This window comes from Pseudomonas sp. (genome assembly GCF_041601375.1).
In the GTDB taxonomy this organism is placed as follows: domain Bacteria; phylum Pseudomonadota; class Gammaproteobacteria; order Pseudomonadales; family Pseudomonadaceae; genus Aquipseudomonas.
This window is the reverse complement of record NZ_JBFIIG010000132.1, coordinates 1-11,940: the sequence shown is the minus strand read 5'-3', so window position 1 is coordinate 11,940 and position 11,940 is coordinate 1. Positions and strand designations below refer to the sequence as shown.

Sequence of the window (11,940 nt, the reverse complement as noted above, 5' to 3'; positions counted from 1 at the left end):
GTAGAAACTTTGCACTTGAACACGCCCACACTCGGTCAATTCAGCACCAATGATGCGTTCCGCGAGGTGATGAGCGATCTGTTCCGAGAGGCTGTCCGGCGCCGTCAACGTCATGATTATCCTTCGACTCTACTGATCTATCGGGGCGTGCGGGCTGGGCTGCGGCCCCCGCCAGGGCTGGCGCGGGGCAAAAAAATCAGCGGCGAGTGTAACACAGGGTGTTGGCTGGCCAAGGGGCTGGGGGGCGACCGAGTCAGGGCGAGGAAGGCGGCGCTTGTTGCAAGTGGCGACGATAGCCCTGCGGGGTGCTGCCGCTCCAGGTGCGGAAGGCACGGGTAAAGGCGCTCTGTTCGGAATAACCCAGCAACAGGGCAATCTCCGCCAGCGACAGACGGGGATCGGCGAGGTACATGCGCGCCAGCTTGAAGCGCACATCGCCGAGCAGGGTACGGTAACGCAAGCCATGCTCGGCCAACTGCCGATAGAACGAGCGCAGGGAACACTGCAGGCGGCTGGCCAGAACGGCCGCCGAGGGCTCCCCCTCCTGCAGCGCGACCATCATCTGCTGCTGCAATTGCTCGATGAAGCGGTCGGGGCTGGGCTGTTGCGCCAGCATGGCCTGGGCCTGCTGGTCAAACAGCCCGCGCATATAGGGGTCGCTGCTGGTGATACGCATGGCCAGCAGGCTGGCGGGTATCTCCAGGGCATGGCAGCGCGCCTCGAAGCGCACCGGGCAGCCCATCAGCGCCTCATAGATGGCGGCCTCGGCCGGCCGCGCGTAGGGAATCTCGATGGCGATTGGCGCAATGGCCTGGCCGATCAGCGCCTGATAGAGGTTGACGAAGGCCGCCACTCCGAACTCGCTGGCCAGCGGCGTGGTGTGATGCTCGCCCTCCCCCCAGCTGTAGCGGATCGCCTCGCCCTGCCGACTCACCTGGATATCGAGATCGCTCACCAGCAGAGTCTGGAAGCGCCGGTAGCGCATCAGCGCCTGCCCCAGGCCGCCGCAGGAGGCGGCCAGATAACCGACCACGCCAAAATGCTGCGGCTTGGCGCAGCGACCGATACGCAGGCCCAGCGCCGGCACCGGGTGCAGGGCCTGCAGCCGTTCCAGCGCGCCCCAGAACTGCAGGATGGGCATGCGCTGACTGCTGGAGAAAGGCGCCAGAGCCTCGAGCACATCGGGCGCGGCCAGTTGGTTCTTGTCGATGTAGTCGCGCAGGGTCTCGGCCAGGGCGCAGGAGATATAGACGTCCTTCGACATGCGGGTTCCGGATTGCCAGGGGCATGGCACAAAATGTCAAACAGGACGCCCTGCTGTCAAGACGCCGGGACCCGCAGGCCCTAGATTGCCAGCAGTCAATGCTGCAACCCGGGGATTCCCGGGAGCGGCCAACGGGTCATGGGCAGGAGAGTAAAAAAATGGCATACGTCGTAACCGCAAGCTGTTTGGGCGACAGGTTCACCAAGTGCGTGGACGTGTGCCCGGTGGACGCCTTCCGCGAAGGCCCGCAGATGCTCTATATCGATCCGCTGGTGTGCATCGACTGCAACGCCTGCCTGACCGAATGCCCGGTGCGCGCCATCTACCCGGATTCCGCCGTGCCGGAGCCGATGCAGGACTACATCGAACTCAACGCCCGCATGGCCAAGCAATACCCGCCGATCACCGAGAGCCTGGATGTCGACGACAGCCAGGCCGGGATGACGGCCAAGGCGCCGCGCGCGGTCGGCCCGGCCCGCCGCCTGGCGGTGGTCGGTGCCGGCCCCTCGGGCTTCTATGCCGCCGACGAAATGCTCCGGCAGCTGCCGGAAGCGAGCGTGGACATCTTCGAGCGCCTGCCCACGCCCTTCGGCCTGGTGCGCTACGGGGTCGCCCCGGATCATCCGAAGATCAAATCGGTAGCCGCCAGCTTCGACAAGATCGCCCGCTCGCCCAAGGTGCGCTTCTTCGGCAACGTCGAGCTGGGCCGCGACCTCAGCCGCGACGAACTGCTCGCGCATTACGACGCGGTGCTCTACGCCACCGGCGGCTCGGCCAGCCGCCCGTTGGCCCTGCCCGGCGCCGAGCTGGGCAATATCCAGGGCGCCTCGGCCTTCGTCGGCTGGTACAACGGCCACCCGGACTGCCGCGACCTGCAGGTCGACCTGTCCGGCGACACGGCGGTGGTGATCGGCATGGGCAACGTGGCGCTGGATATCGCGCGCATCCTCGCCATGCCGGTGGCGGAACTGGAACGTACCGACATCGCCGACTACGCCCTGGAGGCCCTGCGCCAGAGCAAGATCCGCGAGATCTGCCTGGTCGCCCGGCGCGGACCGGTGCAAGCTGCCTTCACCCCCAAGGAGCTGCGCCAACTGCTCGACACCCCGGGCGTGGATATCCTGGTGGAGGCCGACGACCTGCTGCTGGACGCCGCCAGCGCCGCCGAGCTGGCCGAGCCGCTGAACACCGAAGCCCGGCATAACCTCAGCCTGCTGCAAGAAGCCCAGGCTCGGCCACGCCTCGGCGACAGGGCGATCCGCTTCCTCTTCAAGGCCTCGCCCAGCGGCTTTGCCGGCGCCGACAACCGCGTCGTCGCCATGCAGGGCGTGCATAACAGCCTGCAGGACAACGGCCGCGGCTCGGTCAGTGCCCAGGCCAGCGACCGGCAATTTCGCCTCGACGCCAGCCTGGTGGTGAATGCCACCGGTTACCAGGGCGTAGCCATTGCCGGGGTCGCCTTCGACGAGCGGCGCGGGGTGATCGCCAACGACAACGGCCGGGTCCTCGCCGACCAGGCTGTGTCCAGCAGGGAATATGCGGCGGGCTGGATCAAGCGTGGCGCCAGCGGGGTGATCGGCAGCAACAAGCAGTGCGCGGTGGATTCCGTCGGCCGCCTGGTGGCGGATCTGGCCGAGGCGCCCGCACCGCTGGCGCCGGGACAGACGCCGGACGTGCTGGCCCTGCTCGAGGCGCGCAGCATCGAATTCGTCTCGTTCGACGACTGGACGCTGCTCGACGCGCATGAATGCGAACAGGGCAAGCCGCAGGGTCGCCCGCGGCGCAAGGTGGTGGACGTCGCGCATATGCTGGAAATCATCCGCGATCGACGGCAGCAGGCCGACCAGGCACAGCCGGCCACGACTTCCGCTATAGAGAGCGCTGCAAAGAGCGCCGCCAACGAGCAAGGCGCGAGCATCGCCAGCGTCGAGGTCAAGACCCACTTGCGCACCTGCACCCTGTGCGAGGCCATGTGCGGCATCAAGATCGAGTACCAGGGCGACAAGATTCTCTCCATTGCCGGTGACTCGGACGACCCGCACAGCCACGGCCATATCTGCCCCAAGGGCTATGCCATGCAGGACCTGCACAACGACCCGGAACGCCTGCGCACACCGCTCAAGCGCGTCGGCGAGCAGTGGCTGCCGATCTCCTGGGACGACGCCCTGGAGGAAGTCGCCAACCGCCTGACGGATATCCAATCGAGCCACGGCAACGATGCGGTGGCGGGCTACTGGGGCAATCCCATCGCCCACAACCTGGGCATCCTGCTGACCATGGGCCGCTTCCGCCAGGCGCTGCGCACACGCAACCTGTTCTCTGCCTCCAGCCTCGACCAGATGCCACACCAGTTGGTGTCCTACCTGATGTTCGGGCACAGCCAGCTGTTCACCATCCCGGACATCGACCGCACCGACTACATGCTGATGCTCGGCGCCAACCCGGCGGCCTCCAACGGCAGCCTGATGTCCGCCGGCGACGTACTCGGCCGTCTGCAGGCCATCACCGGGCGCGGTGGCAAGATCGTGCTGATCGACCCGCGGCGCACAGAAACCGCGCTGTACGTCAGCGAGCATCAATTCATCCAGCCCGGCACCGACGCACTGTTCCTGCTCGGCCTGCTGCAGGTGATCATCGAGCGCCGCCTGAGCAAGCCGGGCCGGCTACTGGAACTGAGCAAGGGCTGGGAGGCGTTGAGCGCCCTGCTCGAGCGGGTTCCGCTGACCCGCATCGCCGAACAGACCGGCATCGCCGCGGCCGACATCGAGCGCATCGCCGTCGAATTCGCCAGCGCCGACAAAGCGGTGTGCTACGGCCGTATGGGCGTCGCCACCCAGGAGTTCGGCGCCCTCAACCACTGGCTGATCAACCTGTTGAACATCCTCACCGGCAACCTCGATAGCGCCGGCGGCATGATGTTCAGCACCCCGGCGGTGGACATGCTGAAAACCACCGGGCGCGGCGGCTTCGACCGCTATCGCAGCCGGGTGCGCGGCCTGCCCGAATTCAACCGCGAACTGCCTGCCGTGGCCATGGCCGAGGAAATGCTGCAGCCCGGCAAGGGCCAGGTGCGCGCCTTCGTCAGCATCGCCGGCAACCCGGTGCTGTCCTCGCCCAATGGCCGGCAACTGGAACAGGCCCTGGAGCAGCTGGATTTTATGGTCTCGGTGGATTTCTACCTCAACGAGACCACCCGCCATGCCCACATCATCCTGCCGCCCACCGGCCCGTTCGAACACGAGCAGTACGACCTGATATTCAACTCGTTCTCGGTGCACGACGTGGCCAAATACGCCGACCCGCTGTTCGCCCATCCGCCCGGCACGCGTTCCGACGGGGATATCTTCGGCGAGCTGAGCAAGCGCATCGAACGCCGCAAGATCGCAGGCAAGCCGTTACGGCAGCGCCTCAAGTACCTGGTCAACGCGCGCCTGGGCGAATACTTCACACCCCAGCGCATCCTCGACCAGGGCCTGCGCAGCGGCGCTTACGGCAACGGCGGCGGCCTGCTGTCCAGGCTCAATCCCTTCGCCCGCAAAGGCTTGTCCCTGGCGGAACTGAAGAAGCACCCCCACGGCATGGACCTGGGGCCGCTTAAGCCGTCGCTGCCGGGCCGCCTGTTCACCAAGGACAAGAAAATCGACCTGGCGCCGGCCATCCTGGTGGCCGACCTGGATCGGCTGTGCCACCGCTTCGCCGAGCAGACCGCCAAGCCCGGCCTGCTGCTGATCGGCCGGCGTGACCTGCGCACCAACAACTCCTGGATGCACAACAGCTACCGGCTGGTGAAGGGCAAGGACCGCTGCGCGCTGTTCCTCCACCCGGAGGATGCCGCTGCCCACGGCCTGGGCAACCGCGACCAGGCGCGCCTGGTCTCGGCCAAGGGCGAACTGCTGGTGACGGTGAAGATCACCGAGGACATCAAACCCGGCGTGGTCAGCCTGCCCCACGGCTGGGGCCATCACCGTCCCGGCATGCGCATCAGCATCGCCCAGGCCAGCCCGGGGATCAGCATGAATGACCTCACCGACGAGCACCTGGTGGACCAACTGTCGGGCAACGCGGTGCTCAACGGGGTGCCGGTGACACTGCAGCGCTACGAGGAGGCGTAGCAGGCTGTCCGAGAATGGCAATAGACTCCAACTCGTAGGTTGGTGCTGAGGAACGAAGCCCAACCTAGGAAAATCCGTATTCTCGGACAGCCTGCTAGTGTCACGACAACGTTGAAATGTCGGTTGATCGCGGTCTTACCCATGTACCGCGATCCCCGTAGGGCGGGTCAGGCGCACGCTGCCGATAGCGCTGAACGAGCAAGATCCGTTGCGCCGTAACCCGCCATCGTCGCACCCCGTTATGTGGATCGCCGCCCAGCGACCGCTGGTCGGAAAGCTTGCGTGGCGACTCGCCCGCCCCAGATTGGTGCAACGAGCCACTGTGCCGGCAGTCGCACGGCACCCTGCTCCAGTGCGGCGATCCTTTCCAGCCCTTGGCTTGACGGTGTTATCACTCGCTCGAAGGCTTCGGCCGTCCTCGTCACGAACAGGATAACGGCCACTACTAACGTAACAGCCCGGCGCGTATCTGTAACAACGATGAAACAGTCGCCAGCGGATAGCCTTTCAGACGGTACAACGGCCTCGGTTTTGCGCCGGAAAAGCTTCTAAGCTGATTTGAAAGCTGACCGTTATTGTCTGTTGTATGGTGCACTCATGCCTGTTGTGCGGCGCATCATTGCCTGTGGTTGACGGTGTATCACTACCTGTCGTTGCAGTGCATCAGGAGGCAATTCCCATGCGCCCCACCTGTTTCATATTCGTGTTGCTCTGGGTGTTTTTCCCCGCCATGGTTCAGGCCCAACCCGCGCCTTCCGCCCCCGAGCGCTATGCCCCTGACCGGGTATTGGTCAAATTCAAACCCGGTACGGCCGCGGCGCAGATCGCCGAAGCCCACAGACGTGCCTCCGCAATCGCGCTCGACAGCATCCCCGCTATCGGTGTCCAGGTCGTGAGGGTTGCCGCCGGCTCGGTGATCGCCAAGGTGGCGGCCTACCAGGCCAATCCGAACGTGCTCTATGCCGAGCCCGACTACCATCGCCTGCTGGTGGTGCCCAACGAGGAGCCCGGCCCGACACCCGCCGGCGGCGGCAATTACTTCGAGGAACAGTGGTACCTGCACAACACCAGGCAAGCCCACACTTACGTGCAGCACACCCCGCTCGGCTCCAGCCTCAGGAGCACACGCGGCACCGCCGACGCCGATATCGACGCACCCGAGGCCTGGGATATCAGCCGGGGCGTCGCGAACGTCGATCCTGTCGCCTATGACACGCCCAAGGTGGCGGTGCTGGACAGCGGCGCCGACTGCGCGGCCCTGGAACTGAACGGCAAGTGCCTGGAAAAAGTCGACTTCGTCGGTAACCATTATTGGGATAGCTGCCCCGCGTCGGAGCCGGCCTGCGACAACCTGGGCCATGGCACCTTCACCGCCGCGGAAATCGTCGCCAACACCGATAACGGACTGGGCATTGCCGGCGCCGGCTGGCACACCGCTGCGGGCATCTTCAAGGTCTGTTACATGGAGCTGGTGACCGATGGCGTGAACCTGTTCTTTGTCGGCCTCTGTCCGGTTTCGGCTTCGGCGGCCGCGATCACCGAGGCGGCCAGCGACCGCATGGAAAACGGTGTGCGGGTCAGAAGCCAGTATCACGTCATCAGCATGAGCTACGGCAGCGACTGGATCGATGAAAATGGCGGCATCAGCCCCACCACAGCGTCCAATGCCGAGTGCGATGCCGTGCTATTCGCCAATCAACAGGGCGTGGTCGTGGTGGCCGGTGCGGGCAACAGTGGCGACACCGAGCGCCTGTACCCGGCCGCCTGTACCGATACAAACGGCGAATCGACGGTGATCGCCGTGGCCGCCTCGGACCACAACGATTATCGCGCCAGTTTCTCCACCTACAGCCAGATCAACGATCCGTGGGTGTCCCTTGCCGCGCCGGGCCAGGCCATCATCGGCATCCTGCCGGATGCACACTGCGGCCTGGCATCCGGCGTCGACAGCTGCGTCGACTGGTGGGACGGCACCTCGATGGCGGCGCCCCTGGTGGCCGGCGGCGCGGCGTTGGTGTGGACGGACCTCTACGCAGATCTGAAGGCCGGCAATTTTTCGCCTGAGCCGGACCTGACACCCGCCAACTGCCGGTGGGATGGCCAGCCCTGCAACCAAGTCGTGCGCCAGCGCCTGGAAAACGGTGCCGACAAGATCGGCGCCCAGGGCCAGAACATGCAGGAATGGACCCGCCATGGCCGGCTGAATCTGTACGGCGCACTGACCGCAGACGACGTGCAGCCACCGCCGGAGCCCGTGGTCCCCGCAGCGCCAACGTCGTTCGGCGCACAGGTGGTGAACCTGGAGCCAGGCAACCAGGCGGTGCAACTGGACTGGAGCCACGACGGCTTCAACGTCACCGCTTTCGATATCGAGCGCAACAGCCTGCACAAGAATGGAAGAATCACCTCGACAGCCCTGATAGTGGTGACTGACGCTGGCCTGCGCAGCTATACCGACGATGTGGGGAGTGGCAGCTACAGCTATCGCGTTCGCGCACGCAATGACGGGCTGGCGTCGGCCTGGAGTGACATGTCCGCCGCACTGGCCGTGAGCGACGGTGGTGGCGGCGGTGGAGGCGGCGGCAAAGGCGGCGGCAAGCCCAACAAGTGATCGACAGCGCTCCAGCGTGCCAGACACGGCGTACGCGCGTAGGGCGGGTTAGGCGCATGCTTGGCTTATGGGCTGACCATTGCCCCACCCGCGCCGTAACCCGCCAACAGACCCGAGGGCGGGCGCAATGCGCCGGTTCGCGGTGGCGGCAATGCGGCAATGGCGGGCTGTCGCTACGCTCATGAGCTGCCGCCGCTGCGGTCCGCCCTACTTCGCCCTACTCCGCTGCCGGCATAAAACCGGCTAGCCTTTACCCATATCCCTCGGGCTCTTTCGGGCTCATAACCGAATCGCATGACAACCGCCTGACCTGCGGGTCAAATATTTCTTGACCGAAAAGTCAGAAATCTCTAGATTTGCCCCCATACGAACCACTTATTAAAGAACAATAAAGTGCCTGGAGGTCGTCCTTGATCCAGTTTTTACTCAACCGGGAGCTGCGTACCGAGCATGCCCTGGATCCCAACGTCACCGTGCTCCAGTACCTGCGTGAGCATGTCGCCAAGCCCGGTACCAAAGAAGGCTGCGCCTCGGGCGATTGCGGTGCCTGCACCGTGGTGGTCGGCGAACTGGACGGCGAGCGCGTGCGTTATCGCACGTTGAACTCCTGCCTGACCTTCGTCTCCGCCCTGCACGGCAAGCAGCTGATCAGCGTCGAAGACCTCAAGCACCAGGGCCAACTGCACAGCGTGCAGCAGGCCATGGTCGATTGCCACGGCTCGCAGTGCGGCTTCTGCACCCCGGGTTTCGTCATGTCGCTGTTCGCCCTGCAGAAAGGCAGCAAGGGCTTCGACAAGGCCGACACAATGGAAGCCCTGGCCGGCAACCTGTGCCGCTGCACCGGCTACCGACCGATCATCGACGCCGCCGAACAGGCCTGCTGCCAGCAGCAACCGGACCAGTTCGACGCCGCCGAAGCGCAAACCGTAGAGCAGTTGAAGGCCATCGCCCCGCGCGAAACCGCCGAACTCAATAGCGGCGACAAGCGCTGCCTGCTGCCACTGACCGTCGCCGACCTGGCCGAGCTCTATGCCGCCAACCCCGAGGCGCGCCTGCTCGCCGGCGGCACCGACCTGGCCCTGGAAGTTACCCAGTTCCACCGCGAACTGCCGGTGATGATCTACGTCGGCCATATCGAAGCCATGAAGCGCATTGAAGTCACCGCCGACAGCATCGAGATCGGCGCCGCCACCGTGCTGTCCGACTGCTACGCCGCACTGGCCAAGGAATACCCGGACTTCGGCGAGCTGCTGCACCGTTTCGCCTCCCTGCAGATCCGCAACCAGGGCACCCTGGGCGGCAATATCGGCAACGCCTCGCCGATCGGCGACGCCCCGCCGCTGCTGATCGCCCTGGGTGCACAGATCGTCCTGCGCCAAGGCAACGACACCCGTAGCCTGCCGATCGAGGACTACTTCCTCGACTACAAGGTCACCGCCCGCCAGGAGGCCGAGTTCATCGAGAAGATCATCGTGCCGCGCGCGCAGCCCAATCAGGCGTTTCGCGCCTACAAGGTGTCCAAGCGCCTGGACGACGACATTTCCGCAGTCTGCGCCGCGTTCAACCTGCGCATCGAGGACGGCGTGGTGCAGGACGCGCGCATCGCCTTCGGCGGCATGGCGGCGATTCCCAAACGCGCCGCCGCCTGCGAAGCCGCCCTGCTCGGCGGCGTCTGCTATCCGGCCGAGATCGAACGCGCCTGCGCGGCCCTGGCTGAGGACTTCACCCCGCTCAGCGACTTCCGCGCCAGCAAGGAATACCGTCTGCTCATCGCACAGAACCTGCTGCGTAAATTCTTCCTCGAGCTGCAAGCTCCCGAAGTCGAAACCCGGGTGACCGCCTATGTCTAGCCATCACAAAGTCCAGAAGTCACAAGAACAACTGGCCGCCCTGTTCCGCGCCGATATCACCACCGGCGTCGGCCGCAGCGTCAAGCACGAGAGCGCGGACAAACACGTCTCCGGCGAAGCGGTGTACGTCGACGACCGCCTGGAATTCCCCAACCAGTTGCACGTCTATGCCCGCATGAGCGACCGCGCCCATGCGCGCATCCTCAGCATCGACACCACGCCCTGCTATGCGATCCCCGGCGTGGCTATCGCCATCACCAGCAAGGACGTGCCCGGTCAGCTGGACATCGGTCCGGTGGTCGCCGGCGATCCGTTGCTGGCCGACGGCAAGGTCGAATACGTCGGCCAGGTGGTGCTCGCGGTTGGTGCCGACAGCCTGGAAACCGCACGCAAGGCGGCCATGGCAGCGGTCATCGAATACGAAGACCTGGAACCGGTGCTCGACGTGGTCGATGCGCTGCGCAAGAAACATTTCGTCCTCGACAGCCACCAGCACAAGATCGGCGATTCCGCGGCCGAACTGGCCACCGCGCCGCAGCGCCTGCAAGGCAGCCTGCATATCGGCGGTCAGGAACACTTCTACCTGGAAACCCAGATCTCCTCTGTGATGCCCAGCGAAGACGGCGGCATGATCGTCTACACCTCGACGCAGAACGCCACCGAAGTGCAGAAGCTGGTGGCCGAAGTACTGGGCGTGCCGATGCACAAGATCGTCATCGACATGCGCCGCATGGGCGGCGGTTTCGGCGGCAAGGAAACCCAGGCCGCCGGCCCGGCCTGCCTCTGCGCGGTGATCGCCCACCTGACCGGGCGGCCGACCAAGATGCGCCTGCCGCGCATGGAAGACATGAGCATCACCGGCAAACGCCACCCCTTCTATGTCGAGTACGACGTCGGCTTCGACGACGACGGCCTGCTGCACGGCATCCAGATCGACCTGGCCGGTAACTGCGGTTATTCGCCGGACCTGTCCGGCTCGATCGTCGACCGCGCGATGTTCCACGCCGACAATGCCTACTTCCTCGGCAACGCCACCATCAACGGCCATCGCTGCAAGACCAACACCGCCTCGAATACCGCCTACCGCGGCTTCGGCGGCCCGCAGGGAATGGTCGCCATCGAAGAGATCATGGACGCCGTGGCGCGCAAGCTGGGCAAGGACCCACTCGCGGTGCGCAAGCTCAACTACTACGGCAAGGATGAGCGCAACGTCACCCATTACCACCAGACGGTCGAGCACAACGTCATCCACGAAATGACCGCCGAGCTGGAGGAAAGCAGCGAGTACGCCAAGCGCCGCGAGGAAATCCGCGCGTTCAATGCCAAGAGCCCTGTCTTGAAGAAAGGCCTGGCGCTGACCCCGGTGAAATTCGGCATCAGCTTCACCGCCACCTTCCTCAACCAGGCCGGCGCGCTGATCCACATCTACACCGACGGCAGCATCCACCTCAACCACGGCGGCACCGAGATGGGCCAGGGCCTCAACACCAAGGTCGCGCAGATCGTCGCCGAGGTATTGCAGGTGGATATCTCGCGCATCCAGATCACCGCGACCAACACCGACAAGGTGCCGAACACCTCGCCGACCGCCGCATCAAGCGGCGCCGACCTGAATGGCAAGGCCGCGCAGAATGCCGCCGAGACCCTCAAGCAGCGCCTGATCGACTTTCTGGTGCGCGAGTACAGGGTCACCCCCGAAGACGTCGAGTTCCGCAACGGCCAGGTGCGCGTGCGCGAGCAGTTCCTGAGCTTCGAGGACGTGATCCAGAAGGCCTATTTCGCCCAGGTATCGCTGTCGTCCACCGGCTTCTACCGCACGCCGAAGATCTACTACGACCGCGACCAGGCGCGCGGCCGGCCGTTCTACTACTACGCCTACGGCGCCGCCTGCGCCGAGGTGATCGTCGACACCCTGACCGGCGAATACCGGATGTTGCGCACCGATATCCTGCACGACGTCGGCGCCTCGCTGAACCCGGCCATCGACACCGGTCAGGTCGAAGGCGCCTTCGTCCAGGGCATGGGCTGGCTGACCATGGAAGAGCTGGTGTGGAACGGCAAAGGCAAGCTGATGACCAATGGTCCGGCCAGCTACAAGATCCC

At 65.1% G+C, this 11,940-nt stretch carries 5 protein-coding genes and 2 pseudogenes; 5 read left to right on the top strand and 2 right to left on the bottom strand.

Going from position 1 to position 11,940, the window contains the following annotated elements; genetic code table 11:
- A pseudogene (locus ABZE94_RS15860) lies at nucleotides 1-114 on the bottom strand (GntR family transcriptional regulator); the annotation flags it as partial.
- Between the two features lie 139 nt (nucleotides 115-253).
- Entirely contained in the window at nucleotides 254-1,264 is a 1,011-nt protein-coding gene (locus ABZE94_RS15855) for an AraC family transcriptional regulator (RefSeq protein ID WP_372876452.1), read from the bottom strand.
- A 23-nt stretch (nucleotides 1,265-1,287) separates the two neighbouring features.
- Between ABZE94_RS15855 and ABZE94_RS15850 the strand changes: the two are divergent.
- From ABZE94_RS15850 to xdhB, 5 genes and pseudogenes are all read left to right on the top strand, one after another.
- Nucleotides 1,288-2,208 (top strand): annotated as a pseudogene (locus ABZE94_RS15850) (FAD-dependent oxidoreductase); the annotation flags it as partial.
- Between the two features lie 861 nt (nucleotides 2,209-3,069).
- Nucleotides 3,070-5,376 (top strand): molybdopterin oxidoreductase family protein, encoded by a 2,307-nt coding sequence (locus ABZE94_RS15845; RefSeq protein ID WP_372876453.1) that lies wholly within the window; start codon nucleotides 3,070-3,072, stop codon nucleotides 5,374-5,376.
- Between the two features lie 679 nt (nucleotides 5,377-6,055).
- A complete protein-coding gene (locus ABZE94_RS15840; RefSeq protein ID WP_372876451.1) occupies nucleotides 6,056-7,987 on the top strand; it encodes a S8 family serine peptidase in 1,932 nt (643 codons plus the stop codon).
- A gap of 410 nt (nucleotides 7,988-8,397) precedes the next feature.
- A complete protein-coding gene (gene xdhA / locus ABZE94_RS15835) occupies nucleotides 8,398-9,837 on the top strand; it encodes a xanthine dehydrogenase small subunit (protein ID WP_372876450.1) in 1,440 nt (479 codons plus the stop codon).
- A partial coding sequence (xdhB, locus tag ABZE94_RS15830) for a xanthine dehydrogenase molybdopterin binding subunit (protein ID WP_372876449.1) occupies nucleotides 9,830-11,940 on the top strand: 2,111 nt, incomplete at its 3' end. The genes xdhA and xdhB, both read left to right, overlap by 8 nt.